The organism is Mycobacterium sp. MYCO198283, assembly GCF_021213805.1.
Lineage (GTDB): Bacteria > Actinomycetota > Actinomycetes > Mycobacteriales > Mycobacteriaceae > Mycobacterium.
On the sequence record NZ_JAJQJI010000002.1, the window covers coordinates 211,763 to 237,453 of the forward strand.

Genomic DNA, 25,691 nt, shown 5'->3' on the forward strand with positions numbered 1-25,691 from the left:
GGCGAGACGGGCACACCTGTCGACGACGGGCGGCCGATCCGGTGGGCACTTCGGTGCCGGACGGCGGCTCCTCATCAATCCCGGATACACCGACCAGGAGGTAGTTCCATGGCTGACGACAACAGCGGCCCCGCCGAGGGCATCAAGGGCGTCGTCGAAGACGTCAAGGGCAAGGCCAAGGAGACCATCGGCACGGTCGCCGGCCGCGACGATCTGACCCGCGAGGGCAAGGCCCAACAGGACAAGGCCGAGGCGCAGCGCGACGCCGCGCAGAAGGAAGCCGAGGCCGAGGCCGCCCGCGGTGGCGCGAAGGCCGCCGAGGAGCGTCAGAAGTCCGAGCAGTAGTCACGAGCACGTAAGTGGCCCGGTCCGATGTCGGACCGGGCCACTTCACGTTCGGGGTGTCAGGGAGCGTCGGATCGATCCGACAGCGCGGCCGCGGCGCGCTTGGCGTTGCGCCGGCGATGCAGGTACAGCCAACCGCCGGCAACACCGCCGACCAGTACCGCGCCGGCGAACAGCGACACCGCCACCGTGCCGTTGGCGGCGGCGGCAGCGGCCAGCCCGCAGACGAGCAACAGCACGGCGACCGCGACGCCCACGTAGCCGGGGATGAACGTGGTGTCCTTCAACGACTCCCCCATGCGGGGCCGGTGGGTGCGCGAGTAGTCGATCGGGTCTTGCGAGGTGTCGGGCATGATGTCGCTCCTTTTGCGGTCGTCAGTTGTACGCCGGATAGCCGTTGTCGCGCAACAGTTGTGCGAGATGCGCTGCGTTGCGCGCGGCGTTGGCGGTGGTGGTCGCGACGGCGTCGGGAACTTCGTCGAGATCGTTGTAGTCGGGTCCCTGCATCGCTTCGCCGTTCCAGTAGGTGCAGCCCTGGGCGGGGATGGAGAAGCCGATGTCGTTGAGCGCCTGGAACAGGTCCGCGACGATCTTGTGGGCGCCGTCCTCGTTGCCCACCACCACCGCGACGGCCACCTTACCCAGCATCGACGGCCGTCCGGCGTCGTCGGTCTCGCCGATCTCGGCGTCGAGCCGCTCCAGGACGCGCTGCGCCACGCTCGACATGTGACCGACCCACGTCGGCGTCGCCATCACCAGGATGTCGGCCTGCCGGATCTCGTTGCGGATGCGTGGCCACTCGTCCCCGGTGCCCATGTCGCCCTCGGTCCCGGGCAGGATCGAGTGGTCGACGCAGCGCAGCGATTCGCATCGCACGCCATGGGCTTCCAGTTGATCCAGGAGCTGCCGCGCGAGGAGTTCGCTGCTCGAAGGTTCCGGGCTGGGCTTGAGGCTGCACACCAGCGCGAGGGCGCGCAGGGGCCGCGCCCCGTGACTCGTCATGTGCGCGAGGTACCCGAGCGGTCTGGGCGCAAAACGGTGATCCGCGTCGCGGTCACCGACGTGTCACCCCAGCGCCGGCGGCACCGCCATCGTGAGCACGACGAGCATCAGGACCAGCAGGAACCAGCCCGCGCCCTGCCAGACCCACCAATTGCCGGCGCCCGAACGCCACAGCCGGTAGGTCCGGACGAAGCCGGCCACGCCGCCCGCGAACAGCACCAGCGACGGCCCGATCGCCAGCAGATTGCGCTGTACCGCACTGCAGTGCGCCAGCGGGTCGGTCGCCGAATCGGTGCGGCACGTCGACAGCCACCACAGCGCCAGACCCAGCACCGCGAGCGCTGCCACGGCGACCGCCGCGACGAACCGCACGGCCGCGGCGTAGGCGCGGCCCTCACCGGCGTGGCTGCCGGTCTTCGGGTCGGTCATCGCGGACCTCCGGGCGGTCGGAGGCCACGGTCACAGCAAGCCATGGTCGCGCGGTTACCCCGGCGGTACCGCGCAAAACGCGGCGCGCAAGGCTTCCGCTCACCGTGCGTCGAACGCTACCGCCGAAACCGTTGCGCCACAATTGAACTCATGAGACAGCACGGCTGGCCGCCCGCTGAGCCGTGGACTACCATCCTGCCGTGAACGTTCCGCCGCAGGACGTCGAGCCGACCTCCGTCGTCGTGGTCGGCGGCGGGTTCAGCGGCGCCATGGCAGCGGTGAACATCGCCCGGCTCAGCGAGCGCCCGCTGCGGCTGACGGTGCTCGACCGCCGAGGCTCCCTGGGCGCGGGGTCGCCTACGCGCCGCAGCGCGACGAATTCCTGCTCAACGTGGCGGCCCGCAACATGTCGGCGTTCGCCGACGACCCGGGTCACTTCGTCGCGTGGCTCCGCTCGCAGCCGGAGTTCGCCGACCGACCGGAGGCGGAGTACCGCGAGAGCTTCGTGTCCCGCCGGATCTACGGCGACTATCTCGAAGACCTGACGCGGCGGCACCTGCTCGACGCGGCCGCCGCCGCGCCCGCCCGCTGTGACGTGGTGACCGATGAGGCCGTCGACATCGAGCCGCGGGGCACGCGGTGCGCCGTGCAGCTCGCGGACGGATCCGCCGTCGAGGCCGACCGCGTCGTGCTGGCGACGGGCAACGAGCCGCCCGCACCGCTGCCCGGCGCCGACGACCTGACCGACCACCCCGGCTGGATCGCCGATCCGTGGGAGCCGTGGGAGCACCGGCTGCCCGGCGACCACGGCGTCGTCGTCATCCTCGGCACCGGGCTGTCCGCCGTCGACACCATCGTGGCGCTGCGGGCGCAGCGGTTCGCCGGCCGTATCCACGCCGTGTCGCGGCACGGATGGTTTCCCCACGCCCATTTCCGCGGTGTCGACTATCCGGACTTCCCACCGCCCGACGTCGACCTGACAGCGCTCGACCTCGACGAGCTGGTGGCGTTGATCGAGCAGCACTGCGCCGTCCTGCAGCGCCGCAATGCCCACCCCGCGATCATCGTCGACCGGCTGCGCCCCCACACCCAGCCCATCTGGGCGGGGCTGAGCCGCGACGACCGGCTGGCGTTCGCGCGAGACCACGCCGCGCGCTGGAACGTGCACCGGCACCGCATCGCCCCGGAGATCCACTCGGCGGTGGTCAATGCGCAGTTCAGCGGCCAGCTGCAGGTGCACGCGTCGGCTGTGGAGTCGCTGGCGCCGGCGGGCGACCGCATCACCGTGGCACTGGAAAGCGGTGACCGCTTCACCGGCGATCTGGTGATCAACGCGACGGGTCCGGCCAACCGGCTGACCCGCACCCGGTCGCCGCTGCTACAGAACCTGCTGCGGCGCGGCCTGATCACCCCCGACGACACGGACATGGGCGTTCGCGTCGATGGCCGTCACGTCGCGCTGATCGCCGCGGGCGGCCTGTCGCCCTACCTGGTGGCGCTCGGCCCGCTGCTGCGCGGAACGCTGTGGGAGACCATCGCCGTGCCGGAGATCCGGTCGCAGGCCCGGCGGGTCGCCGACACGGTCCTCGAGCTCGTCGGGCGCGACGAGGAGCAGCAGCGGGTGCTCGAGTACATGGTCTGACGCCGGCTCAGCGGGGCGGCTGCGCCAGCCCGTCGATCGCGGCGTGGTGGTGGCGGTCTACGGCCGGCCCGAGCGGCCTCAGCGCGTCCTTGTCGGTGCCGTTGGGCACCATGGACAGATGACGTCCGGCGAGTCACTCACACGGTTCAGCGAGCTGACCCGGGAGTGGTTCGCGGGCACCTTCGCCGCGCCCACCCCGGCGCAGGCCCAGGCCTGGAGCGCCATCGCCGACGGCGACAACACGTTGGTCGTCGCGCCGACCGGTTCCGGCAAGACCCTCGCGGCGTTCCTGTGGGCCATCGACCAACTCGCTCATGAGCGCTTGCGCGACGAGCATGACGGCACCCGGGTGCTGTACGTGTCACCGCTCAAGGCGCTGGCCGTCGACGTCGAGCGCAACCTGCGCACCCCGCTGACCGGCCTCACCCGCGTCGCCGAGCGGCTCGGCCGCACCCCGCCCGCGGTCACCGTCGGCGTCCGCTCCGGTGACACCCCGGCCGGCAAGCGCCGCGAACTCATCAGCTCGCCGCCGGACATCCTCATCACCACCCCCGAGTCGCTGTTCTTGATGCTCACCTCGGCCGCGCGCGAGACGCTGTCCGGTGTCCGGACGGTCATCGTCGACGAGGTGCACGCAGTCGCGGCCACCAAGCGCGGCGCCCACCTGGCGCTGTCACTGGAGCGACTCGACGAGCTCCTCGAGCGGCCCGCGCAGCGCATCGGGCTGTCGGCCACCGTGCGCCCGCCCGAGGAGGTGGCGCGGTTCCTGTCCGGGCAGGCGCCCACCACCATCGTCGCGCCGCCGGCGGCCAAGACCTTCGAGCTCGCGGTGCAGGTTCCGGTGCCGGACATGGCGAACCTCGAGGACGGCAGCATCTGGCCGCAGGTCGAGGAACAGGTGGTCGACCTCATCGAGGCGCACCGGTCGTCCATCGTGTTCGCGAACTCGCGGCGGCTCGCCGAACGGCTCACCGCCCGCATCAACGAGATCCACGCCGAACGCAACGGCATCGACCTCGGCGGGCAACGCAATCCCGGCGTCGCGGGCGGCGCCCCCGCCGCCGTCATGGGCAGCGGGCAGACCTTCGGCGCCGAGCCGCTGCTGGCCCGCGCACACCACGGCTCGGTGAGCAAGGAGGCCCGCGCCGAGGTCGAGGACCAATTGAAGACCGGTCGGCTGCGGGCGGTGGTCGCCACCTCCAGCCTGGAGCTCGGCATCGACATGGGCGCCGTCGACCTCGTCATCCAGATCGAGGCGCCGCCGTCGGTGGCGAGCGGCCTGCAGCGGATCGGGCGCGCCGGCCACCAGGTCGGCGAGATCTCGCAGGGTGTGCTGTTTCCCAAGCACCGCACCGACCTGATCGGCTGCGCGGTCAGCGTGCAGCGCATGCTCGCCGGTGAGATCGAGACGCTGAAGGTGCCGGCGAACCCGCTCGATGTGCTGGCGCAGCACACCGTCGCGACGTGCGCGTTGGAGCCCGTCGATGCCGACCGGTGGTTCGACGCGGTCCGCCGCAGCGCGCCGTTCGCGACGCTGCCGCGCAGCGCCTTCGAAGCCACGCTCGACCTGCTGTCCGGCAAGTACCCGTCGACGGACTTCTCCGAGCTGCGGCCGCGGCTGGTGTACGACCGGGACGCCGGCACGCTCACGGCGCGGCCCGGCGCGCAGCGGCTCGCCGTCACCTCCGGCGGCGCCATCCCCGACCGCGGCCTGTTCACCGTCTATCTCGCCACCAACGCCGACACCGACAAGCCGTCGCGGGTCGGCGAGCTCGACGAGGAGATGGTGTACGAGTCGCGGCCCGGCGACGTCATCTCGCTCGGCGCGACGAGCTGGCGCATCACCGAGATCACCCACGACCGGGTGCTCGTCATCCCGGCGCCCGGCGAGCCCGCGCGGCTACCGTTCTGGCGCGGCGACGGCGTCGGCCGGCCCGCCGAACTGGGCGCCGCGATCGGCGCGTTCACCGGCGAACTCGCCCGCCTGGCCGGCGAAGAGTTCGACGCGCGCTGCGCCGGCATCGGGTTCAACGACTACGCCACCGCGAACTTGCGGCGGCTGCTCGACGAGCAGCGCGAGGCCACCGGCGTCGTCCCGTCGGACACCACGCTGCTCGTCGAGCGCTTCCGCGACGAGCTCGGCGACTGGCGGCTCATCCTGCACTCGCCGTATGGGCTGCGCGTGCACGGGCCGCTGGCGCTGGCGGTCGGCAGGCGGCTCGCCGAGCGGTACGGCATCGACGAGAAACCCACCGCCTCCGACGACGGCGTCATCGTGCGGCTGCCGGATACCGAGGACACTCCGCCCGGCGCCGACCTGTTCGTCTTCGACGCCGACGAGATCGAGCCGCTCGTCACCGCCGAGGTGGGCGGGTCGGCGCTGTTCGCGTCGCGGTTCCGCGAGTGTGCGGCCCGCGCGCTGCTGCTTCCCCGCCGCCAGCCCGGCAAGCGGTCGCCACTGTGGCATCAGCGCCAGCGCGCCGCCCAGCTCCTCGACGTGGCCCGCAAGTACCCGGACTTCCCGATCGTGCTCGAAGCGGTCCGCGAATGTCTGCAGGACGTCTACGACGTGCCGGCGCTGACGGCGGTGATGAGCGGTATCGCGCAGCGTCGCATCCGCGTGGCGGAGGTCGAGACGGTCACCCCGTCGCCGTTCGCCGCGTCGCAGCTGTTCGGCTATGTCGGCGCCTTCATGTACGAGGGCGACAGCCCGCTCGCCGAACGCCGCGCCGCCGCGCTGGCGCTCGACAGCACGCTGCTCGCCGAGCTGCTGGGCCGGGTCGAGCTGCGCGAACTGCTCGACCCGGATGTCATCGTCGCCACCGGCCGGCAGCTGCAGCATCTCGCCGAGGACCGCCGGGCGCGCGACGCCGAGGGCGTGGCCGACCTGCTGCGGCTGCTCGGGCCGCTGACCGAGGCCGAGATCGTCGAGCGCAGCGAGGCCGACGACGTCGGCGGCTGGCTCGACGGGCTGCGCGCCGACCGGCGGGCCGTGCCGGTGTCGTATGCCGGGCACACCTGGTGGGCGGCGGTCGAGGACATCGGCCGGCTGCGCGACGGCGTCGGCATCGCGGTGCCCGTCGGCGTGCCGGCGTCGTTCACCGACACGGTCGCCGATCCGCTGGGCGAGCTGCTCGGCCGCTACGCCCGCACCCACGGCCCGTTCACCACCGCCGACGTGGCCGGCCGCTTCGGGTTGGGCCTGCGGGTCGCCGCCGATGTGCTGGGCCGGATGGCCGTCGACGGCAGGCTGGTGCGCGGCGAGTTCGTCGCGGTGGCCGCCGAACGCACCGCGGGCGCCGAGCAGTGGTGTGACGCCGAGGTGCTGCGCATCCTGCGCCGCCGATCGCTGGCGGCACTGCGCGCGCAGATCGAACCGGTGAGCACCACCGCTTATGCGCGGTTCTTGCCGGCATGGCAGCAGGTCGGCTCCCGGGTGAGCGGCGTCGACGGGCTCGCCGGGGTGATCGAGCAGCTCGCCGGCGTGCCGATCCCCGCCTCCGCGGTGGAGCCGTTCGTGCTGCGGCAGCGGGTCCGCGACTATCAGCCGGCCATGCTCGACGAACTGCTGGCGTCCGGCGAGATCATCTGGGCGGGCGCGGGTCCGCTCGCCGGCGGTGACGGCTGGGTCGCCTTTCATACCGCCGACACCGCCCCGCTGTCGCTGGCCCCGCCCGCCGACCTGGAGTTCACCGACGTCCACGAAGCGATCGTCGAGCTGCTCGGCCGGCCCGGCGAAGGGCACGGCGCCTATTTCTTCCGGCAGCTCGCCGGCGAGGGCAGCCGCAGCGAGGAGTTCAAGGCGGCGCTGTGGGAGCTGATCTGGGCCGGTTGGGTCACCGGCGACACCTTCTCGCCGGTGCGGGCGCTGATCAGCGGGGGCCGCCGCTCGGGCACCAAGCGGCCCGCGACGCCGGCTCACCGTCACCGCCGCGCGCCCCGGCTGTCCGGCTACCGGGTCGCCGGCGGGCAGGCCCGCACCGTCGACCCGACCGTCGCTGGGCGCTGGTCTGCGCTGCCGGCCGCCGAGCCGGCGTCGACGGTGCGCGCACACTTCACGGCCGAGCTGCTGCTGCACCGCTACGGCGTGCTGACCAAGGGCGCCGTCATGGCCGAGCAGGTGCCCGGCGGCTTCGCGACGCTGTACAAAGTGCTGTCGGCGTTCGAGGACGCCGGCCGCTGTCAGCGCGGCTACTTCGTCGAGTCGCTCGGCGGCGCGCAATTCGCGCAGGCCGCCACCGTCGACCGGCTGCGCAGCTATCTCGACGGCGTCGACCGCGAACGCCGCGACTACACCGCGACGGTGCTGGCGGCGGCCGATCCCGCCAACCCCTACGGCGCCACGCTGCCCTGGCCCGCCGCCGGTGACGGCGAGAGCGGTCGGCGGCCCGGCCGCAAGGCGGGCGCGCTGGTGGTCCTCGTCGACGGCGAGCTCGCCTGGTTCCTCGAGCGCGGCGGCCGCACGCTGCTCAACTTCACCGACGACGTCGACGCGCAGCACGCCGCGGCTGCCGCGCTCGCGGGGCTCGTCGCCGACGGCCGCATTCCGTCGATGCTCGTCGAGAAGGTCGACGGGACGGCCGTGCTCGAACCGGCGGCGGCGGGCGGCCCGGTGCCCGCCGCGCTCGTCGAGGCCGGCTTCGCCCGCACGCCGCGCGGCCTGCGGCTACGGCGATGACTCTGCCGCCGATCGGTAGCGTCGCGTCGGGTTCGACGGGCGGCGGGTAGCCGATGCCGGAGGGCGACACCGTCTACAAGACCGCCGCAAAGCTGCGCGACGCGCTGGCCGGTCACCCGCTCACCCGCTGCGACGTGCGGGTGCCGAAGTTCGCGACCGTCGACCTGACCGGACGCGTGGTCGACGAGGTGCGGAGCCGCGGTAAGCACCTGTTCATCCGGGTGGGCGACGCCAGCATCCACTCGCACCTGATGATGGACGGCAGCTGGTTCGTCTCCCCGGTCAGCCGACCCAGCCGCGCCGGCCACCGCATCCGCATCATCCTGGAGGCGGGTGGCATGCACGCCGCCGGCATCGACCTCGGCATCCTGGAGATCCTGCCGCGCGACAGCGACCTGGCGGCGGTTGCGCACCTGGGGCCGGACCTGCTCGGCGACGACTGGGACGCCGAACTCGCGGCGGCGAACATCACCGCCGACCCGAACCGCCCGCTCGCCGAAGCCCTGCTCGACCAGCGCAACCTCGCCGGCGTCGGCAACGTCTACGCCAACGAGCTGGCGTTCGTCACCGGGCTGCGGCCCGCCACGGCGGTCAAGGAACTGCGGGACCCGCTCCGGCTCGTCACCACGGCGCACAAGATGCTGATGCTCAACCGCACCACCTGGAACCGGACCATCACCGGCGACACCCGCCGCGACCGGCAGGTCTGGGTGTACGGCCGCGCCGGCCGGCCGTGCCGGCGCTGTGGCACCGCCATCGAGTCCGACACCGCCGGTGAACGCATCACCTTCTGGTGTCCGCACTGTCAGCGCTGAGCCGAATCCACGCCCTGCAGCGAATATCGATGCCCCACAACCACACCCACATGCCCGGACGGCGCGCGACTCGCCGCGAGTCGGTCACTCGACGGAAAGGGTTCGTTGGCTCACGAACTCGCGTCGCGCGCCGCTGATCGGGTCGACGAACGCCAGCCGCCGCGCCAACAGCCGCAGCGGTGTCGAGAAGTCGTCGGGCGCGACGTCGACGACCTCGGGGTACAGCGGATCGCCGACGATGGGCAGCCCGACGGCCGTCATGTGCACCCGCAGCTGGTGCGTGCGCCCGGTGCGCGGCGTCAGCCGGTAGCGACCGTCGCCCAGCGCCTCGATGACGGTCTCGGCGTTCGGTTCGCCGGCTTCCTCGACGGCCTGCAGCCGACCCCGGCGTTTGACGATCCGGCTGCGCCGCGTCACCGGCAGGTCGACCCGCGGATGTCCTTGCGACACCGCGAGATAGGTTTTCTCGACGGCGCCGCGGGCGAACATCGTCTGATACGGCCCGCGCAGCTCGCGGCGCGTCGTGAACAGCAGCACCCCGGCGGTCAGCCGGTCGAGCCGGTGGGCGGGCGACAGCTCGGGCAGGCAAAGGGACCGCCGAAGTCGCACCAGCGCGCACTGGGCGACATGGCGGCCGCGCGGCATCGTCGCGAGGAAATGCGGTTTGTCGACGACCACGATGTCGTCGTCGCGGTGCAGGATCGGAACGTCGAATGGCACCGGGACCTCGTCGGGCAGGTCGCGGTACAGGAAGACGTGTGCGCCGGGCGGAAGCACCGTCCCCGGTGTGACCACCGTGCCGTCGGCGTCCACCACCTCGCCGGCGATCACCTTCTCCGCCGCCGCCGCGCCGAAGCGGTCAGCGAGCTCGACCAGCACCGCACCACCGCGCAACCGCACCCGCGCCGGCCCCAGCCCGTCACGCACGGGCAGCGGCGCGGGTCGCCTCATGTCAGCGGCACAGGTTCGAGGATCTCCGCCCGCGCTTCCGGCGCGGCGGCACGCAGGGCATCGGCCGAGGCGTCGTCGGGCTGCTGCTGGGAGCGCACCTCGGCGTCGACCCGCGCGGCGTATGTGTCGACCTCCCGGTCGACGTCCTCGTCGCGCCAGCCCAGGATCGGCGCGACGATCTCGGCGACCTCGCGCGCGCAGTCGACGCCGCGGTGCGGGTACTCGATCGAGATGCGCATCCGCCGCGCCAGGATGTCCTCCAGGTGCAGGGCGCCTTCGGCGGCGGCGGCGTAGGCGGCTTCCACCTTCAGGTAGGTCGGCGCCGCAGGAATCGGCGTCAGCAGGTCCGGCTCCTTGTCGGCGAGCGAGAGCACCTCGCCGATCAGCGAGCCGTAGCGGTCCAGCAGGTGCCGCACCCGGTACGGGTGCAGGCCGTGCTGGGCGCCGACCCGCTCGGCCTGGTTGATCAGCGCGAAGTAGCCGTCGGCCCCCAGCAGCGGCACCTTCTCGGTGATCGACGGCGCCACGCGGGCCGGCGTGAACTCGGCTGCCGCGTCGACGGCGTCGGCGGCCATCACCCGGTAGGTCGTGTACTTGCCGCCGGCGATCGCCACCAGCCCCGGCGTCGGCACGGCGACGGCGTGTTCGCGCGACAGTTTCGACGTGTCGTCGCTCTCACCGGCGAGCAACGGGCGCAACCCGGCGTAGACCCCGTCGATGTCGTCGTGCGTCAGCGGCGTGGCGAGCACGGTGTTGACGGTGTCGAGGATGTAGTCGATGTCGGCCTTCGTCGCGGCGGGGTGGGCGAGGTCGAGGTTCCACTGGGTGTCGGTGGTGCCGATGATCCAGTGCGTCCCCCACGGAATGACGAACAGCACCGAGCGTTCGGTGCGCAGGATGATCGCGACCTCGCTGACGATGCGGTCGCGCGGGACCACCACGTGCACGCCCTTCGACGCCCGCACCCGGAAGCGGCCGCGCTGCTTGGACAACGCCTGGATCTCGTCGGTCCACACTCCGGTGGCGTTCACCACAACGTGGGCGTGGACGTCGGCGACCGCGCCGTCTTCGGAGTCGCGCACCCGCACGCCGGTCACCCGGTCGCCCTCCCGCAGCAGGGAGACGACCTGCGTCGACGTGCGCACCACGGCGCCGTAGTGCGCGGCCGTGCGGGCGACCGTCATGGTGTGCCGGGCGTCGTCGACGACGGTGTCGTAGTACCGGATGCCGCCGATCAGCGAGCTGCGCTTGAGCCCCGGCGCCAGCCGCAGCGCACCGGCCTTGAACAGGTGCTTCTGTGCGGGCACCGACTTCGCGCCGCCCAACCGGTCGTAGAGGAAGATGCCCGCGGCGACGTACGGGCGCTCCCACCACCGCTTGGTGAGCGGGAAGAGGAACGGCAGCGGCTTGACCAGATGGGGCGCCAGCGTGGTCAGCGACAGCTCACGCTCGTGCAGCGCCTCGCGCACCAGGCCGAACTCCAGCTGTTCGAGGTAGCGCAGCCCGCCGTGGAACATCTTCGAGCTGCGGCTCGAGGTGCCCGACGCGAGGTCCCGCGCCTCGACCAGTGCCACCCGCAGGCCGCGGGTCGCGGCGTCGAGCGCGGTCCCGGCGCCGACGACGCCGCCGCCGATCACCACGACGTCGAACTGCTCGGACCCCAGCCGCCGCCACGCATCGGCCCGCTGCGGGGGGCCCAGGAAGGTCTGCCCGCTGCCCGGGGCGGGTACCGGCTCGCTCACGCGGCGCGCTCCTCTTGTTACTCGTCGGTACCACCAGGCTACGGGGTCGTTCAGTCGAGGTCGTCGTGCTGCATCAGCTGCCGCGCTGCCTCGGTGATCGAGCCCGACAGCGACGGGTAGACCGACAGCGTGAGCGCCAGGTCGTCCACCGAGATGCGGTTCTGCACCGCGAGCGCGATCGGCAAGATCAGCTCCGACGCGATGGGCGCCACGACGACACCGCCGATCACCACGCCCGTCGCCGGCCGGCAGAAGATCTTGACGAAGCCCTTGCGCAGGCTGGACATCTTCGACCGGGCGTTGGTGTTCAGCGGCAGCATGAGCGTGCGCGCCGGCACCGAACCGTCGTCGATCTTGGCCTGCGGCACGCCGACGGCCGCGATCTCGGGTCGCGTGAACGTCGCGGACGCCACGGTGCGCAGCCGGATCGGGCTGACCCCCTCACCGAGCGCGTGGTACATCGCGATGCGGCCCTGCATCGCGGCGACCGAGGCCAGCGGAAGCAGGCCGGTGCAGTCACCGGCGGCGTAGATGCCCGGCGCGGACGTCCGCGACACCCGGTCGACGGGCAGGTAGCCGTGGTCGAGGTCGATGCCCACCCGCTCCAATCCCAGGCCGCTGGTGTTGGGCACCGAACCGACCGTGATCAGCGCATGGCTGCCCTCGACGCAGCGGCCGTCGGTCATCCGCACCTCGATGCCCTGTGCGGTGCGTTTGACGGCGTCGGCGCGGGCGTTCTTGACCAGCGTCACGCCGCGCTCGGAGAACACCTCCTCGAGCACGGCGGCCGCGTCGCTGTCCTCGTGGGGCAGGATCTGGTCGCGGCTGGCGACGACGGTCACCGTGACGCCGAGTTCGGTGTAGGCGTTGACGAATTCGGCGCCGGTGACGCCGGAGCCGACGACGACGAGGTGGTCGGGCAGCCGGTCGAGGTCGTAGAGCTGGCGCCAGTTGAGGATCCGCTCGCCGTCGGGCACCGCCGTCGGCAGCACCCGCGGGCTGGCGCCGGTGGCGATGAGCACCACGTCGGCGGTGAGCTCGCTCACCTCGCCGTCCCGCGAGGTCACCTTCACCCGGTGCTGCGCCATGCCGGGCAGGTCGTCGATCAGCTCGCCGCGGCCCGCGACCAGCGTGACGCCCTCGCTTTCCAGCCGCTCGGCGATGTCGGCCGACTGCGCGGCGGCCAGCTTCTTGACGCGTTCGTTGATGCGCGGCAGGGAGATCTCGGCGTCGGAGAACTCGAGCGCATAGCCCAGGTCCGGGGCGCGCCGCAGCTCGGTGCGCACGCCGGTGGAGGCGATGAACGTCTTGGACGGCACGCAGTCGAACAGCACGCACGCGCCGCCGATGCCGTCGGCGTCGACGATCGTGACGTCGACCTCCGGCCGGTGCGCCGCGGCGACCAGCGCCGCTTCGTAGCCGGCGGGCCCACCGCCGATGATGACGATGCGGGTTGCCACGCACCCAACCTAGCCAACCGCGGACTCGGCCGCCCGTTTCGGCGGCGACGCACTACTCTTTTCGCGTGCCGCTCTACGCCGCCTACGGGTCGAACATGCATCCCGAGCAGATGCTGCAGCGGGCGCCGCACTCGCCGATGGCGGGCACCGGCTGGCTGCACGGCTGGCGGTTGACGTTCGGCGGCGAAGATCTGCACTGGGAAGGCGCCCTGGCCACCATCGTCGAGGACCCCGACTCCAAGGTGTTCGTGGTGCTCTACGACATGACCCCGGCCGACGAGCAGAACCTCGACCGGTGGGAAGGCGCGGAGTTCGGCGTGCACAAGAAGATTCGATGTCGCGTGCACCGGCTGTCGTCGGACACCACCACCGACCCCGTGCTGGCGTGGCTGTATGTGCTCGACGGCTGGGAGGGCGGGCTGCCGTCCGCGCGCTACATCGGCGTGATGGCCGACGCCGCCGAGATCGCCGGCGCCCCACCCGAATACGTCCAGGACCTACGCACCCGCCCGTCGCGCAACGTCGGACCGTAGCTTCTCTCGGTTGCGCCGCGAGCGTGCTCGGTTGCACCGCGAGCGTGCTCGGTTGCGCCGCGAGCGTGCTCGGTTGCGCCGCGAGCGTGCGTGTCTGTACGGCGACACGCCGCACCAGGTGTGCCGGGAGCGCACGCTCAGGCGGCGGCAGCGCGACGCCGCAGCACGGTCTCGATGCGCCCGACGAGCTCCCACGGCCGGCGCAGGTCCTCGGCGACCACGGACACCACGACCCAGTCGACAGCGAGCAGCGCCGACTGCCGCCGGCGATCGCGGCGCATCGCGTCGACCCCGCCGTGCCACTCCTCGCCGTCGTACTCCGCAGCCACGCGCCGATCCGGCCAGGCGAAGTCGAGCCTGCGCAGCCTGCCGTCGCCGTCGACCAACTCGTACTGCAGCTCCGGCACCGCGAGCCCGCCGTCGTGCATGACGCAGCGGACCACGCTCTCCATCGGCGATTCGGCACGCGGGTCGGCGAGCGGGAGGAGATCGCGCACCGCCACGATGCCGCGCCGGCCCGCCTGCTCGATGGCCGCCCGCCACAGCTCCGGCCGCGTGCAGGTCTGGCTGCGGAGCGCGGCGTCGAGCGTGGCCAGCGCCCGGCCACGGCGCAGTGAGCGGGCGACCTCCACCGCGGTCCACGCCGGCGTCGTCGCGAGGCGGCCGTCGACCATCCGCAGCGGCGCGCCGTCGCGGCGATGGACCACCAGGCCGTCGGCGTTGCGCAGCTGCCGCCGCGGCGGGTTGAGCACGTGCAGGTCGTCGGTGGTCTCGGTGTCGAATCCGTACAGCGCGGCCGCGGTGCCCAGGCACACGGGCACGCGCACGCCGGCGGCGAGGTCCAGACCCCGCAGCCGCAGCGTGGCATCCGGTTCGCCGAGGCAGTAGACGCCCGTCCAGATCCGTTCGATCTCGCCGCGTTCGACGGCGGCAGCGAAGCGGCGCCGGCTGAGCCGGCTGAGCAGTTGCGCGCTCGTCGCGACGCCGCCCTGGTCGCAGAACAGCTGTGTGACAGCGGGATCCATGCGGTCGATCGTCGGCGACCGCGGACCGTTCGCCCGTCGACAACCGGGCCGCTTGGGGATGAACGGCCGGCTGTGCACAACGGCGGACCGCGAGGGTGCGCGGAATGCACGCGATCTGCGGCGCGTCGACGTACAGACACGCACGCTCGCGCAAACCACGCAACGCACACCACGCACGCAACGCGCGCGCTCGGGGCGCTACACCAGGGCCGCTTGCTTGACGATGTTGGCCAGCACGCGGACGCCGACGGTCAGCGCGCGCTCGTCGATGTCGAACGTCGGCTGGTGCAGGTCGCGCTGCGGGCCGTGGCCCGGCCACACGCCGAGGCGCGCCATCGCCCCGGGCACCTGTTCGAGGTACCAGGAGAAGTCCTCGCCGCCGCCGGACTGGCGGGTGTCGGCGAGCGCGCCGGGGCCGAGCGCCTCGATCGCGTGGCTGAGGATGCGCGTCGACACCTCTTCGTTGACCACCGGCGGCACGCCCTGCCGGTAGGCCAGCGAATGCCCGATCCCCAGGGGCGCCAGCAGCGCGGTGACGATCTCGCGGACCAGGGTCTCCAGCGTCAGCCAGGTCTCGCGGCTCGACGTGCGGATGGTGCCCGCCAGCGTGCCGGCCTGCGGAATCGCGTTGGCGGCGACCCCGGCGTTGACGGCGCCCCACACCATCACCGTGCTGTTGCGGGGATCGATGCGACGCGACAGCACGCCGGGCAGGCCGGTGATCAGGGTGCCGATGCCATACACCAGGTCGGCGGTCAGGTGCGGCCTCGAGGTGTGCCCGCCCGGCGAGTGCAGCGTGATCTCCAGCTGGTCGGCCGCCGACGTGATCGGCCCGGGGATGACGGCGGTCTTGCCGACCTCCAGACGCGGATCGCAGTGCAGCGCGAAGATGCGGCTGACGCCGTTGAGCACCCCCGCCGCGATGGCGTCGATCGCGCCGCCGGGCATCAGCTCCTCGGCGGGCTGGAACACCAGCCGCACGCCCACCGGCAGCGACGGCGCCGACGCCAGCGCCAGCCCCGCACCCAGCAGCATCGCGGTGTGGGCGTCGTGTCCGCAGGCGTGCGCCACGCCGGGCACTTCGGAGGCGAACGGCGTCCCGCTGTGGTCGGGCATCGGCAGCGCGTCCATGTCGGCGCGCAGGGCGATCCGCGGCGCGTCGTCGGGTCCGATGTCGCACGTCAGGCCGGTGCCCGCCGGTAACACCTTCGGGTTGAGCCCGGCTTCGGCCAGCCGCGAGGCGACGAACTGCGTCGTCGCGAACTCTTGGCGGCCCAGTTCGGGATGGGCGTGGATGTGGCGGCGCCAGCCGACGAGGTCGTCGAGGTGGTCGGCCAGCCACCGGTCGGCGATGCTCATCGGCGTCCCGCCTCGGCGCGAGCCGTCTGGCGGGCCAACACCCGCTCCCGCTGCCCGTCGTCCTCGGCGAGCGCGACGACCGTGCGCGCGAGCATGGTCGCGCCGTCGACGACGGCCTCGTCCGCACTTGCCGTGACGGCGGCCGCCGCGAACCCCGGCTGGTGCAGGGTCGCGCCGCCCGCGTCGATCGCGACGACCGGGTGGATGGCCGGCAGCGTCTGCGTCACGTTCCCCATGTCGGTGCTGCCGAGCGGAAGCATCGCCTCGACGTCGGCCGGGACGGGCTCCCGGCCCAGCGTTTCCATCTCCCGCCGGCACGCCTCGGCGAGCCAGTGGTCGGGCGTCAGCTCCAGGTAGGTCGGCGACGTCTCGGCGATCTCGAACGAACACCCGGTGGCGACCGCGCCGGCCCGGAAGCACTCGGCCAGCCGGGCCTCCAGGGCGCGCAGGCCCGGCGAGGTGGTGGCCCGCATCGTGTACTGCAGGCCCGCCCGGCCCGGGATGACGTTGGTGGCCTGCCCGCCGTCGCTGACGATGCCGTGCGCCATCTGCCCGGGCGCGAACTGCTGGCGCAGCAACCCAATGGCGACCTGCGCGACGGTGACGGCGTCGGCGGCGTTGACGCCGAGGTGCGGCGCGACGGCGGCGTGGGATTCGCGGCCGGTGTAGGTGATCGCGAAGTCCGACAGCGCCAGCGAGCGGGCAGCGGCGATGTCGGCGTTGCCGGCGTGCACCATGACCGCCACCGCGATGTCGTCGAACACCCCGGCGTCCAGCAGCAGCGCCTTGCCGCCGCCGGATTCCTCGGCGGGCGTGCCGATCAGCACGACGGTGAGGCCTAGCGCGTCCGCGACGTCGGCCAGCGCGAGCGCAGTGCCGACCGCCGCCGCGGCAATGATGTTGTGCCCGCACGCGTGCCCGATGCCCGGCAGGGCGTCATACTCCGCGCAGACGCCGACGACCAGCTCGCCGCTGCCGAATACCGCCCGGAACGCGGTGTCGAGCCCACCCGCCGAGGTCGTGACGTCGAACCCCCGCTCGGCGGCCAGCGCCTGCGTCTTCGCGCAGCTGCGGTGCTCGGCGAATGCCAGTTCGGGCTCGGCGTGGATGTCGTGCGACAGCGCGACCAGATCAGCGCGCCGGTCGGCGACGACGTCTGCGACGCGAGCCGACGCGGTGGCGGTGGGCATCCTCGCAGTATCGCATCGACGTGCCGCGACCTTCACGTCAGCGCCGGTCGCCCGGCTAACCTCGCGACATGACCGACACCCCGGCGGCGGCGCAGCAGGCCGCGGCCGTCATCGCCGACCGCACCGGCGTGACGGGTCACGACGTGGCGGTGGTGCTCGGGTCGGGCTGGGCGCCCGCGGCCGACGCGCTGGGCGCACCGACCGCGCAGCTGCCGATGGCCGAGCTGCCCGGATTCTCCCCGCCCGCCGCGGCGGGCCACGGCGGCACGGTGTCGTCCGTACCGGTCGGGGACTCCCGGGTGCTGGTGCTCGCCGGTCGCATCCACGCCTACGAGGGCCACGACCTGCGCCACGTCGTGCATCCGGTGCGCACCGCCTGCGCGGCGGGCGTCCGCACGGTGATCCTCACCAACGCCGCGGGCGGTTTGCATCCCGATTACCGGGTGGGACAGCCGGTGCTCATCAGCGACCACCTCAACCTGACGGGCCGTTCGCCGCTGGTGGGCCCGCAGTTCGTCGACCTGGTCGACGCCTACGGCGCCCGGCTGCGCGCGCTGGCCCGCGAGGTGGACCCGTCGCTGGCCGAGGGCGTGTATGCGGGCATGCCCGGACCGCAGTACGAGACGCCGGCGGAGATCCGGATGCTGCGAACGCTCGGCGCCGACCTGGTCGGCATGTCCACCGTCCACGAGACCATCGCGGCGCGTGCCGGCGGCGCCGCGGTGCTCGGTATCTCGCTGGTGACGAACCTGGCGGCGGGCATCACCGGCGAACCACTCGACCATTCGGAGGTGCTGGCGGCGGGCCGTCAGTCGGCGACGCGGATGGGTGCCCTGCTGGCGGAGGTCTGCGCGCGGCTCTGAGCGCCCCGGCCGCCGAGCCGCAGCACGACGTGCGCCAGCAGCGGCGCGGTGAACAGCATCAGCAGCACCCGGATGACCTGGGCGGCAATGACGAAGGTGACGTTGGCGCCGGTCTCGACCGCGGTCGCCAGCACGGCGTAGATGCCGCCCGGGCTGGTGGCGAGGTAACCGTCGAGCAGGCTCATCCCGGTGATCTGCGACAGCAGCAGCCCCAGGCCGGCCGCGGCGACGTTGAGCGCCACGATCAGCGCAAAGGCGGCCGGCAGGATGCGCTCGACGGTGCGCAGCGCCTCGCGGGTGAAGGCCAGCCCGGCCTGCCAGCCGATGAGGACGTATCCCGCCGCGACCAACGCGATCGGCACGTTCAGGCCGAACGACGCGCCCGTCAGCTGCAGGGCGATGGTGATGGCCATCGGCCCCAGCAGCCCCGCTCCGGGCAGGTGGATGCGGCGGCCGGCGTAGGCGCCGACGACGACGATCGCCACCAGCAGCGGCAGGGCGAGATACAGCGGCGCCGCACCGCCACCACCGTCGGCCGCCATCGCGGAGTGCGACTTGTCCGCGTGGTAGATGACGGTGACGACGATCGGCATCGACGCGGTGATCAGCGCGACGCGCAGATATTGCACGACGGCGACGATGCGGTCGTCGCCGCCGAGCTCGCGGGCGATGGCGACGAGCCCCGACGCACCGCCCGCGACCAGCGACAGCGCGCCGGTCAGCGGGGTGACCTCGCGGTGCAGACCGAGCAGTGCGCCGCCGGCGACGCTCACCGCGAGCGTGCCGACGGCGACGGCGAGCACGACGGGCCAGTCGGAGCCGAGCGCACCGAGCGCGTCGCGCTGGACCATGGTGCCGATGTAGACGCCGAGGACGCCTTGGGCAGCGACACCGAGCCGACGCGGCACCCGCCCGGGGGCCAGCGGCGACAGCGCAAACCCGATGCCGACGACGAGGGCGGCGAACAGCGGCGCCGACGGCACGCCGATGAGCGCCAGCGGCACCGTCGCGGCCACCGTGGCGGCCAGCAGCAGCAGCCAGTTCCGCAGGTGTGCTCGGTGGGTGGTCGTCCGGGCCATATTGCAAGGCTACACTTGGCGTCGCCGGCCGTGCACTCGGCATAACGCGGCAAAACACAAGGAGAGACTTGGTGATGACGACGTCCGTGGCCGCACCGCGACGGGACACCCCGGCCGCTGCCACCGAGCTCCGGGAGGCCGTCATGGCGCTGGCCCGGCAGCTGCGCCGCCACCGTCCGCACCACGGGCTGACGCTCACGCAGCTGGAGCTGTTGGCGGAGATCCACCGCACCGGCGTCACCACACCGGCCGAGCTGGCCGGCCGGTTGAACGTGCGGGTGCAGTCGCTCACCGAGAGCATCAACGTGCTGCAGGACCGCGGCCTGATCGCGCGCCGCCCCGATCAGGCGGACCGGCGTCGCCAGCTGGTCGAGCTGACGGACGCCGGCGCCGACCTGCTGGCCGTCGACCGCGCCGAGCGCGACACGTGGCTGCGCGACACCATGCGCGAGACGCTGACCGCGCTGGAGTACGACCTGCTCATGCTCACCGCCCCGGTGCTGCGCAAGCTCGCGGCCGCCGACCTGACCCATGACTGATCTCGCCGACGCCGTCCGGCAGTGGCTGGCCGGCGATCCCGACCCGTCGGCCGCCGCCGAGCTCGCGGCCTGCTCCCCCACCGAGCTGGCCGACCGGTTCGCCGGGTCGCTGACGTTCGGAACGGCGGGCCTGCGCGGGCCGCTGCGCGCCGGGCCCAACGGGATGAACCTTGCCGTCGTGACCCGCACGACGTGGGCGCTGGCGCAGCTGCTGGCCCGACGGGGACGCCACGGTGACCCGGTGATCGTCGGCCGCGACGCCCGCACCGGCTCCGAGCAGTTCGCCGCCGCGACCGCCGAAGTGCTTGCGGCGCACGGCTTTGCGGTGACGCTGCTGCCGGAGCCGCTGCCGACGCCGGTGCTCGCCTACAGCGTCCGGCACACCGGCGCGGTGGCCGGCGTGCAGATCACCGCCTCGCACAACCCGGCCACCGACAACGGCTACAAGCTGTATCTGGACGGCGGCATGCAGATCGTCGAGCCCACCGACCGCGAGATCGAGGCCCTGATCGCCGCGGCGCCGCCCGCCAACACGGTGCCGCGCGTGCCGGTGGAACCGTCGGGGGCGCACCTCGTGGACGCCTACGTCGACCGCGCGGCCGCCGTGCGGCGCGGCACCGGCGGTGTGCGGGTCGCCCTGACCCCGCTGCACGGTGTGGGCGGGGACACCGCCCTGCGGGTCCTGCGCCGCGCCGGATTCGACGACATCGCCACCGTCACAAGTCAGTTCGCCCCCGACCCGGCGTTTCCGACCGTCGCGTTCCCCAATCCCGAGGAGCCCGGTGCGGTCGACGCGCTGCTGGCGCTCGCCGCGGAGGTACACGCCGACGTCGCGGTGGCACTCGATCCCGACGCCGACCGGTGCGCGCTCGGCGTCCCGACGCCGGCCGGCTGGCGGATGCTCAGCGGCGACGAGACCGGCTGGCTGCTCGGCGACGACATCCTGTCCGCGGCGCCTGGGCCGGCGACGGTCGCCAGCACCGTCGTGTCGTCGCGCCTGCTGGCCGAGATCGCCGCCTGCCACGGCGCCCGGCACGTCGAGACGCTCACCGGCTTCAAGTGGCTCGCCCGGGCGGCCGGCGACGATCTGCGCTACGCCTACGAGGAGGCCATCGGGCACTGCGTCGACCCGGCCGCGGTGCGCGACAAGGACGGCATCAGCGCCGCGGTGCTGGCCTGCGACCTCGTCGCCCGGCTGCGGGACGCCGGCTCGTCGGTGCCCGACCGGCTCGACGCGCTCGCGCGCCGCCACGGCGTCCACCACACCACCGCCGTGTCCGTCCGCGTCGGCGATGCCGCGGCGGTCATGTCCCGGCTGCGGGCGCATCCGCCGGCGCGGCTCGCCGGTGTCGACGTCGCCGTCGAGGACTTGCGCGAACGCACCGACGCGCTCATCTTCACGGGCCGTCGCGGCGGCACCACGCTGCGCGTCGCGGTGCGGCCGTCGGGCACCGAACCGAAGGTCAAGTGCTACATCGAAGTTCGGGTGCCGGTCGAGGACGATCTGGTCGCCGCCCGCGAGCACGCCCGGCGCTGGGCCGACGAGTTCGCGGCGGCGGGCACCGATCTCCTGACGGGCTAACGCGGACCGAACTGCCGGTCGCCCGCGTCGCCGAGTCCCGGCACGATGTAGGCGATGTCGTTGAGGCCGTCGTCGATGGCGGCGGTGAACACCCGCAGGCCGGGGACCGCGCGTTCCAGCGCCGCCAGCCCCGCCGGCGCCGCCACCACGCAGATCACCGTGATGTCCTGTGCCCCGCGGGCGGTGAGCAATTCCAGCGTGTGCACCATCGACCCGCCGGTCGCCACCATCGGGTCGAGCACCAGCACCGGCCGCCGGCGCAGGTCGTCGGGCAGCGACTCCAGATACGGCGTCGGTTCGTGCGTCTCTTCGTTGCGGGCCACGCCGACAAAGCCGACCTGCGCCTCGGGGATGAGGCTGTGCGCCTGATCCACCATGCCCAGCCCGGCCCGCAGCACCGGCACCAACAGCGGCGGCGCGGCGAGCCGGTACCCGATGGTGTCGGCCAGCGGGGTGCGCACCGGCAGCTCGGCCACCGGCGCGTCACGGGTCGCCTCGTAGACGAGGAACAGCGTGAGGTCGCGCAGCGCGGCGCGGAACACGGCGTTCGTGGTGCGCTCGTCACGCAATGTAGTCAGCCGCGCGGCGGCCAGCGGGTGGTCGACGACGCGGACGTCCATGGCACGCGACCTTAACCCTGGGGCGCCAGGAACCGCGCCGGACGACGAGACGTCCAAGCCGGGTATGCACGCTGACACCGACGCCATCCGCGGGTTCGGCGCCCGCACCACCGTCCTGGCCGAGGACATGCGGGCGGCGGCGAGCCCGCTCGCCGACCTGCGCCTTGACGCCTCGGTGTCGGCATTCGGGCCGGTCGGCGCCCGCTTCCTCGGCGCGTTGCACGCCGCCGCCGGCTCGGTCGCCGCCCGGATGACGGCGATCGGGGACGACCTCGACCGGTCCGGGCGGCTCGTCGAGGCCGCAGCCGTCGCGTTCGACGCCACCGAGGCGCGGTCGCGCGCGCACCTCGGGGCGCTCGGGTGACCACCGCGCTGGGCGCTGCGCTGCTCGAGCCGGTGCTTGCGCTTCGTGAGCTGGTGGGGACCGGGCAGTTCGACGAGCCCGGGGCCGATCCGGCCGCACAGCTGCGGGCCGCGCAGGCGGCGCTCGACGACCTCGCGCAGACCGGACGCACCGCCACCGACGGGCTGACCGACTTCTGGTCGGGTGCCGCAGCCGACGGCGCGGCCGGCGCGTCGCACCGCGCGGTCACCGCCCTGGGGTCCGACGCCGACCACGCCGGCCGGCTCGCCGCGGTGGCGTCGGGCGCCGCGGACGAGGTCGCCCACGCGCGGTCGCGCCTCGACGCCATCGCCGACCGGTTCGAGCGCACCGTCGGCGAGCTGGAGCCGCACCTCGACGAGCCGGGGGTGGCCGAGAAACTGGTGGCGGCCGCGGAGCAGGCGATCCGGGAGGCGATCGAGGTCGTCGACGAGCTCGAAGGGCGGCTGGACGCCGACGCGTCGGCCGCCGCCGCTCCGCCACCGGACCAGGCTCCGCCACCTGGCCAGGCTCCGCCGACCACTCCGGCGACCGCCGCCACGCCCGCGATGGCGTCCCCGGCCATGGCGCCGGCGGGCCTGGGTGGCGGCGGCGCCATGTCGCCCACGATGGGGCCGCTGTCCGACATCGCCGGCGCCGCCATGGACCCGATGAGCGCGCCGGCCGATCCGGCCGCATTCGGTGAGGGCGAGCTCATCGAGCTGCCCGACGGCAGCACCGCCACGGCGCCCAACGCGGTCGCCGCCGACGCGGTGCGCAACGCCCTGACGCAGCTCGGCGTGCCCTACGACTGGGGCGGCACGACGCCGGGCGTCGGCCTGGACTGCAGCGGGCTGACGCAGTGGGCGTACCGCGAAGCGGGGCTGGACATCCCGCGGCTGGCGCAGGAGCAGGACATCGGCGCACAGGTGCCGCAGAACGGGTTGTTGCCGGGCGATCTGGCGGTGTGGGACGGGCACGTCGCGATGGTGATCGGCAACGGCATGATGGTCGAGGCCGGCGACCCGGTGCAGATCAACCCGGTGCGCACCACCAACATCGGGCAGGGATTCCATGGCTTCTTCCGACCCACCGCCTGAGGTCGCCGCCATCGTGACCAACGCCGAGCACACGCTGCGGGTGTGGGTGTCCGACCGCGGGCTGCCGCTGCGCGTCGACATCGCCGCCGACCTCGCGCGCCGCGGCGGCCGGGTGCTCGCCGACGAGGTGCTGGCCGCCTGCCGCGCGGCGCGCTGATGGACGCCGATCTGGCGGCCGCCGCCCGCCGCTTCGACGACACGATGGCCCGCAGCGCTCGGACCCTTCGCGTGCTCGCCGAAGCCAGCACGGGCCTGCCGGCGCTGCGCGGCACCGCCGAAGCCGACGGCGTGGTCGCCGAGGTGGACGCCGCGGGGGCGCTGACCGGCCTGCGGATCGATGACGACGCCGTCCGGCTGCCCGTGCACCGCCTCGGCGAACTGATCGTCGCCGCCGCCGCGGCCGCCTCCGCCGACGCAGCGCACCGCCGCGCCGCCCTGCTCGCCGAACTGGTCCGCGCGCTGGGGACATGACCGGGCGGTGCGGTCGCCGTCGCTACGCTGTGCCGCATGGCTGCAGACATCGTGGCGATCCAGCTCGGGCTCACCGAGGGCGACCTGTACACGCTGTGGGCGCCCCGCTGGCGTGACGCGGGCGACGAGTGGGAGGGCTTCCTCGGCAAGGACGAGGACCTTTACGCGTTTGCGTCGGTGGCCGACCTGGTGGCGTTCGTGCGGACGAGCACCGATCACGACCTCGCGGATCACCCCGCCTGGCAGGAGCTGGCCGACGGCCCCGCCGAGCGCTGCGAGCCCAGCGACACCCGCCGATTCGACCTGGTCGGCGTGCCGGAGCTGCTGGCCGACGACCCCACCGCCGACTCCGTGGCACGGCTCAACAACACGCTGGCCGTTGCCCAATCCCTCGGGACGGTGTGCGAGCTGCCCGCAGTCACCAAATTCTTCAACGGGAACCCAGTGCTGACGACGCTGGGCGGCGGGCCGGAACTGTTCACCGGCCGCGACGGGCAGAAGCGCTGGGACGACATCGGCGCGCTGGTGCTGCGCAGCTGGGACGGCGTGCTCGACGCCATCGACGCCGTGGTGACGGTGCCAGAGGTGGACGCCGAAGCCGCCAAGCGAGCCGAGACCGAACTGGCCGAGGCGGCCGAGCGCCGCGCCGCCGCCGCCGAAGCGGGCGAGCTCGACGAAGACACCGAGGACTCCGAGGACACGGAGGACACGGAGGACACCGAGGTGGTGGAGGCCGAGGCCGAGGCCGAGGCCGAAGCGCCCGCCGCGCCGGCCGCGACCTCCGACGACGTGGTGCTCGGCAGCGACGCGGACTTCTGGGAGAAGGTCGGCATCGACCCCGTGCGGATCATCGCCGGCGCGGGCACCTTCTACACGCTGCGCTGCTACTACGACGACCGGCCGATCTTCCTGGGCCGCAACGGCCGGATCAGCGTGTTCGGCTCCGAGCGCACGCTGGCCCGCTACCTCGCCGACGAGCACGACCACGACCTGTCGGATCTGGCGACCTACGACAACATCCGCACGGCCGCCACGGACGGCTCGCTGCACGTCGACGTCATCGACGACAACGTCTACGTGCTCACCGGCATCGCCGACGACCTGTCCGACGGCGCGGTCGACAAGGACCAGTTCGCGCTGGCGGTCGAGCTGCTGCGCGACGTCGGCGACTACAGCGAGGACGACACCGTCGACAAGCTGCTGAAGCCCGACCAGCCGCTCGGCTCCTACGTCGCACACCTGCTCGACGGCGGTCCCAAGCCCACGGCGTCACAGGCCGACGCCGCCAAGCAATGGGAGAAGGCCGAGACCTTCGTGGAGTCCCGGCTGCGCCGGGAATAGCGCCTTGCACCGCGGTGATGGCAACAGCTCGTAGCGAGTCCACTCGGATCGCTTGGGTGCCAAGCGTGTTCGCGGGTGCCGGCCTCGGGGGAGCGATGTGGGCAGTCGTTGTGCGACTGACGGTCTTTTCGCCGTCGCCGCCGTCCACCGGTACGGCCCGGCTCGTCATCGGCGCCGGATGTCTCGTCATGCTCGTCGTGGGCGTCGCGATGATGACGCTTGGTCGGCGGACACTTCTTCGGAGCGCCGGGGTGGTGCTGTCGATCGCGCCGTTGACCGGGGGCTTGCTCATCGGCTTGGGTGCGCTGCTGACCGCGATCGGGTCACTATGGCAGTGACGTCTCACCGCCCGTTGCCGCTACTCGCGGGCCTTTGTGTCGGCACGATGTCCCTCATGCTGGGCTTCGGCTTTCTGTGGCCGCTGGCTCCGGCGCTACCGCTAGCACTCGCCGCCGTCACGCTGCCGTGGGAACGCACCAAGTCGTTCGGCGTCGGTGCGTTGGCCGCCGCATTCGGCGCCGGTGTCGCGGTGCTCACCGAGTACGTGCTGCTGGGCTGACCCGA

At 73.0% G+C, this 25,691-nt stretch carries 25 protein-coding genes and 1 pseudogene; 15 read left to right on the top strand and 11 right to left on the bottom strand.

Features of this window, described 5'->3' with window-relative positions:
• Window positions 1–108: 108 nt before the first annotated feature.
• Entirely contained in the window at window positions 109–345 is a 237-nt protein-coding gene (locus LV457_RS05170; protein ID WP_232169478.1) for a CsbD family protein, read from the top strand.
• A 59-nt stretch (window positions 346–404) separates the two neighbouring features.
• On the opposite strand, the gene LV457_RS05175 is transcribed toward LV457_RS05170, so the two are convergent.
• The 3 genes from LV457_RS05175 to LV457_RS05185 all read right to left on the bottom strand — a co-directional run bounded on the left by LV457_RS05175 (window position 405) and on the right by LV457_RS05185 (window position 1,776).
• A complete protein-coding gene (locus tag LV457_RS05175; RefSeq protein ID WP_232169479.1) occupies window positions 405–698 on the bottom strand; it encodes a LapA family protein in 294 nt (97 codons plus the stop codon).
• 22 nt (window positions 699–720) lie between these two features.
• On the bottom strand, window positions 721–1,347 hold the full coding sequence (locus LV457_RS05180; RefSeq protein WP_232169480.1) for a flavodoxin family protein: 627 nt from the start codon (window positions 1,345–1,347) through the stop codon (window positions 721–723).
• A 63-nt stretch (window positions 1,348–1,410) separates the two neighbouring features.
• The gene (locus LV457_RS05185) at window positions 1,411–1,776 is read right to left on the bottom strand and encodes a hypothetical protein (protein WP_232169481.1); all 366 of its coding nucleotides are present in this window, start codon (window positions 1,774–1,776) and stop codon (window positions 1,411–1,413) included.
• A 269-nt stretch (window positions 1,777–2,045) separates the two neighbouring features.
• On the opposite strand from LV457_RS05185, the pseudogene LV457_RS05190 reads away from it, so the two are divergent.
• From LV457_RS05190 to nei2, 3 genes and pseudogenes are all read left to right on the top strand, one after another.
• Window positions 2,046–3,418: pseudogene (locus LV457_RS05190) on the top strand (FAD/NAD(P)-binding protein).
• A 118-nt stretch (window positions 3,419–3,536) separates the two neighbouring features.
• Window positions 3,537–8,096: an ATP-dependent helicase gene (locus LV457_RS05195; RefSeq protein WP_232169482.1), complete on the top strand. Its 4,560-nt coding sequence runs from the start codon at window positions 3,537–3,539 to the stop codon at window positions 8,094–8,096.
• A gap of 53 nt (window positions 8,097–8,149) precedes the next feature.
• Window positions 8,150–8,911 (top strand): endonuclease VIII Nei2, encoded by a 762-nt coding sequence (gene nei2, locus LV457_RS05200; protein ID WP_232169483.1) that lies wholly within the window; start codon window positions 8,150–8,152, stop codon window positions 8,909–8,911.
• Between the two features lie 84 nt (window positions 8,912–8,995).
• On the opposite strand, the gene LV457_RS05205 is transcribed toward nei2, so the two are convergent.
• Genes LV457_RS05205 through LV457_RS05215 form a run of 3 tightly spaced genes read right to left on the bottom strand, consistent with a single transcriptional unit; the run spans window position 8,996 to window position 13,064 of the window.
• On the bottom strand, window positions 8,996–9,862 hold the full coding sequence (locus LV457_RS05205; protein ID WP_232169485.1) for a pseudouridine synthase: 867 nt from the start codon (window positions 9,860–9,862) through the stop codon (window positions 8,996–8,998).
• A complete protein-coding gene (locus LV457_RS05210) occupies window positions 9,859–11,604 on the bottom strand; it encodes a glycerol-3-phosphate dehydrogenase/oxidase (RefSeq protein WP_232169486.1) in 1,746 nt (581 codons plus the stop codon). Before LV457_RS05210 ends, LV457_RS05205 begins: the two co-directional genes overlap by 4 nt.
• 50 nt (window positions 11,605–11,654) lie before the next feature.
• Window positions 11,655–13,064, bottom strand: a complete 1,410-nt coding sequence (locus LV457_RS05215; RefSeq protein ID WP_232169487.1) for an NAD(P)H-quinone dehydrogenase — start codon at window positions 13,062–13,064, stop codon at window positions 11,655–11,657.
• Window positions 13,065–13,129: 65 nt separating this feature from the next.
• Between LV457_RS05215 and LV457_RS05220 the strand changes: the two genes are divergently transcribed.
• Window positions 13,130–13,597 (top strand): gamma-glutamylcyclotransferase, encoded by a 468-nt coding sequence (locus LV457_RS05220; protein ID WP_232169488.1) that lies wholly within the window; start codon window positions 13,130–13,132, stop codon window positions 13,595–13,597.
• A 137-nt stretch (window positions 13,598–13,734) separates the two neighbouring features.
• On the opposite strand, the gene LV457_RS05225 is transcribed toward LV457_RS05220, so the two are convergent.
• The 3 genes from LV457_RS05225 to LV457_RS05235 all read right to left on the bottom strand — a co-directional run bounded on the left by LV457_RS05225 (window position 13,735) and on the right by LV457_RS05235 (window position 17,171).
• On the bottom strand, window positions 13,735–14,622 hold the full coding sequence (locus tag LV457_RS05225; protein ID WP_232169489.1) for a type IV toxin-antitoxin system AbiEi family antitoxin domain-containing protein: 888 nt from the start codon (window positions 14,620–14,622) through the stop codon (window positions 13,735–13,737).
• Between the two features lie 198 nt (window positions 14,623–14,820).
• The gene (locus LV457_RS05230) at window positions 14,821–15,981 is read right to left on the bottom strand and encodes a M20 family metallopeptidase (RefSeq protein WP_232169490.1); all 1,161 of its coding nucleotides are present in this window, start codon (window positions 15,979–15,981) and stop codon (window positions 14,821–14,823) included.
• Window positions 15,978–17,171 carry an amidohydrolase gene (locus LV457_RS05235; RefSeq protein ID WP_232169491.1) on the bottom strand — a complete coding sequence of 398 codons (1,194 nt, stop codon included), beginning with the start codon at window positions 17,169–17,171 and terminating at the stop codon, window positions 15,978–15,980. Before LV457_RS05235 ends, LV457_RS05230 begins: the two co-directional genes overlap by 4 nt.
• A gap of 68 nt (window positions 17,172–17,239) precedes the next feature.
• Between LV457_RS05235 and LV457_RS05240 the strand changes: the two genes are divergently transcribed.
• Window positions 17,240–18,034, top strand: coding sequence for a purine-nucleoside phosphorylase (locus tag LV457_RS05240; RefSeq protein WP_232169492.1), 795 nt, complete (start codon window positions 17,240–17,242; stop codon window positions 18,032–18,034).
• On the opposite strand, the gene LV457_RS05245 is transcribed toward LV457_RS05240, so the two are convergent.
• Window positions 17,980–19,113, bottom strand: a complete 1,134-nt coding sequence (locus LV457_RS05245; protein ID WP_232169493.1) for an AbrB family transcriptional regulator — start codon at window positions 19,111–19,113, stop codon at window positions 17,980–17,982. The two genes, LV457_RS05240 and LV457_RS05245, sit on opposite strands and share 55 nt — an antisense overlap.
• 74 nt (window positions 19,114–19,187) lie before the next feature.
• On the opposite strand from LV457_RS05245, the gene LV457_RS05250 reads away from it, so the two are divergent.
• Both LV457_RS05250 and LV457_RS05255 read left to right on the top strand, forming a co-directional pair.
• On the top strand, window positions 19,188–19,652 hold the full coding sequence (locus LV457_RS05250) for a MarR family winged helix-turn-helix transcriptional regulator (protein WP_232169494.1): 465 nt from the start codon (window positions 19,188–19,190) through the stop codon (window positions 19,650–19,652).
• Complete coding sequence (locus LV457_RS05255; RefSeq protein ID WP_232169495.1) at window positions 19,645–21,234, top strand: phospho-sugar mutase; 1,590 nt, start codon at window positions 19,645–19,647, stop codon at window positions 21,232–21,234. Before LV457_RS05250 ends, LV457_RS05255 begins: the two co-directional genes overlap by 8 nt.
• On the opposite strand, the gene upp is transcribed toward LV457_RS05255, so the two are convergent.
• Window positions 21,231–21,854 (bottom strand): uracil phosphoribosyltransferase, encoded by a 624-nt coding sequence (upp, locus tag LV457_RS05260; protein WP_232169496.1) that lies wholly within the window; start codon window positions 21,852–21,854, stop codon window positions 21,231–21,233. The genes LV457_RS05255 and upp overlap by 4 nt on opposite strands.
• A gap of 64 nt (window positions 21,855–21,918) precedes the next feature.
• Here upp and LV457_RS05265 point away from each other — a divergent pair, with 64 nt between their 5' ends.
• From LV457_RS05265 to LV457_RS05295, 7 genes are all read left to right on the top strand, one after another.
• Window positions 21,919–22,218 (top strand): type VII secretion target, encoded by a 300-nt coding sequence (locus LV457_RS05265; RefSeq protein WP_232169497.1) that lies wholly within the window; start codon window positions 21,919–21,921, stop codon window positions 22,216–22,218.
• Entirely contained in the window at window positions 22,215–23,315 is a 1,101-nt protein-coding gene (locus LV457_RS05270) for a C40 family peptidase (protein WP_232169498.1), read from the top strand. Before LV457_RS05265 ends, LV457_RS05270 begins: the two co-directional genes overlap by 4 nt.
• Window positions 23,290–23,472 carry a hypothetical protein gene (locus LV457_RS05275; protein WP_232169499.1) on the top strand — a complete coding sequence of 61 codons (183 nt, stop codon included), beginning with the start codon at window positions 23,290–23,292 and terminating at the stop codon, window positions 23,470–23,472. Before LV457_RS05270 ends, LV457_RS05275 begins: the two co-directional genes overlap by 26 nt.
• A complete protein-coding gene (locus tag LV457_RS05280) occupies window positions 23,472–23,786 on the top strand; it encodes a YbaB/EbfC family nucleoid-associated protein (RefSeq protein ID WP_232169500.1) in 315 nt (104 codons plus the stop codon). The genes LV457_RS05275 and LV457_RS05280 overlap by 1 nt, the downstream gene beginning before the upstream one ends.
• A 36-nt stretch (window positions 23,787–23,822) precedes the next feature.
• Window positions 23,823–25,127, top strand: coding sequence for a primosomal protein (locus LV457_RS05285; RefSeq protein ID WP_232169501.1), 1,305 nt, complete (start codon window positions 23,823–23,825; stop codon window positions 25,125–25,127).
• Window positions 25,128–25,192: 65 nt separating this feature from the next.
• Entirely contained in the window at window positions 25,193–25,465 is a 273-nt protein-coding gene (locus LV457_RS05290; RefSeq protein ID WP_232169502.1) for a hypothetical protein, read from the top strand.
• Window positions 25,466–25,512: 47 nt separating this feature from the next.
• Window positions 25,513–25,686: a hypothetical protein gene (locus tag LV457_RS05295; RefSeq protein ID WP_232169503.1), complete on the top strand. Its 174-nt coding sequence runs from the start codon at window positions 25,513–25,515 to the stop codon at window positions 25,684–25,686.
• Window positions 25,687–25,691 lie beyond the last annotated feature (5 nt).

Bases quoted from the DNA above. Each gene is read 5' to 3' on its own strand.
- LV457_RS05170 (WP_232169478.1), top strand. From the start codon at position 109: ATGGCTGACGACAACAGCGGCCCCGCCGAGGGCATCAAGGGCGTCGTC.
- LV457_RS05175 (WP_232169479.1), bottom strand. From the start codon at position 698: ATGCCCGACACCTCGCAAGACCCGATCGACTACTCGCGCACCCACCGG.
- LV457_RS05180 (WP_232169480.1), bottom strand. From the start codon at position 1,347: ATGACGAGTCACGGGGCGCGGCCCCTGCGCGCCCTCGCGCTGGTGTGC.
- LV457_RS05185 (WP_232169481.1), bottom strand. From the start codon at position 1,776: ATGACCGACCCGAAGACCGGCAGCCACGCCGGTGAGGGCCGCGCCTAC.
- LV457_RS05195 (WP_232169482.1), top strand. From the start codon at position 3,537: ATGACGTCCGGCGAGTCACTCACACGGTTCAGCGAGCTGACCCGGGAG.
- nei2 (WP_232169483.1), top strand. From the start codon at position 8,150: ATGCCGGAGGGCGACACCGTCTACAAGACCGCCGCAAAGCTGCGCGAC.
- LV457_RS05205 (WP_232169485.1), bottom strand. From the start codon at position 9,862: ATGAGGCGACCCGCGCCGCTGCCCGTGCGTGACGGGCTGGGGCCGGCG.
- LV457_RS05225 (WP_232169489.1), bottom strand. From the start codon at position 14,622: ATGGATCCCGCTGTCACACAGCTGTTCTGCGACCAGGGCGGCGTCGCG.
- LV457_RS05230 (WP_232169490.1), bottom strand. From the start codon at position 15,981: ATGAGCATCGCCGACCGGTGGCTGGCCGACCACCTCGACGACCTCGTC.
- LV457_RS05235 (WP_232169491.1), bottom strand. From the start codon at position 17,171: ATGCCCACCGCCACCGCGTCGGCTCGCGTCGCAGACGTCGTCGCCGAC.
- LV457_RS05240 (WP_232169492.1), top strand. From the start codon at position 17,240: ATGACCGACACCCCGGCGGCGGCGCAGCAGGCCGCGGCCGTCATCGCC.
- LV457_RS05245 (WP_232169493.1), bottom strand. From the start codon at position 19,113: ATGGCCCGGACGACCACCCACCGAGCACACCTGCGGAACTGGCTGCTG.
- LV457_RS05250 (WP_232169494.1), top strand. From the start codon at position 19,188: ATGACGACGTCCGTGGCCGCACCGCGACGGGACACCCCGGCCGCTGCC.
- LV457_RS05255 (WP_232169495.1), top strand. From the start codon at position 19,645: ATGACTGATCTCGCCGACGCCGTCCGGCAGTGGCTGGCCGGCGATCCC.
- upp (WP_232169496.1), bottom strand. From the start codon at position 21,854: ATGGACGTCCGCGTCGTCGACCACCCGCTGGCCGCCGCGCGGCTGACT.
- LV457_RS05265 (WP_232169497.1), top strand. From the start codon at position 21,919: ATGCACGCTGACACCGACGCCATCCGCGGGTTCGGCGCCCGCACCACC.
- LV457_RS05275 (WP_232169499.1), top strand. From the start codon at position 23,290: ATGGCTTCTTCCGACCCACCGCCTGAGGTCGCCGCCATCGTGACCAAC.
- LV457_RS05280 (WP_232169500.1), top strand. From the start codon at position 23,472: ATGGACGCCGATCTGGCGGCCGCCGCCCGCCGCTTCGACGACACGATG.
- LV457_RS05285 (WP_232169501.1), top strand. From the start codon at position 23,823: ATGGCTGCAGACATCGTGGCGATCCAGCTCGGGCTCACCGAGGGCGAC.
- LV457_RS05295 (WP_232169503.1), top strand. From the start codon at position 25,513: ATGTCCCTCATGCTGGGCTTCGGCTTTCTGTGGCCGCTGGCTCCGGCG.